Source organism: Pseudomonas sp. SIMBA_068 (assembly GCF_046534705.1).
GTDB lineage: Bacteria > Pseudomonadota > Gammaproteobacteria > Pseudomonadales > Pseudomonadaceae > Aquipseudomonas > Aquipseudomonas putida.
The window spans coordinates 1-232 of the sequence record NZ_JAWRYI010001768.1; the positions used below are offsets into that span (position 1 = coordinate 1).

Annotated in this window: 1 protein-coding gene; it reads left to right on the top strand. The window is 67.2% G+C overall.

All coding sequences use genetic code 11. The annotated features are described in order from the left end of the window. The coding region (locus SB756_RS35830) for an amidohydrolase family protein (protein ID WP_410913996.1) at positions 1 to 232 on the top strand (232 nt) is incomplete at both ends.

The following is a 232-nucleotide window of genomic DNA, read 5'->3' on the forward strand; positions in this document are numbered from 1 at the left end:
GCCCATCGCCATCGTCCACCAGTCCTCGCACCTGGGGGTGCTCAACAGCAAGGCGCTGGAACTGGCGGGGATCGACGCGTCGACCCCCAACCCGGAAGGCGGCGTGATCCGCCGCGTCGACGGCAGCCAGGAGCCCAACGGAGTGCTGGAGGAAAACGCCTTCTTCAACGCCCTGATCAAGATCTTCCCCAAGCTCACCGCCGACCAGGCGGTGGACATGCTCAGCGCCGGG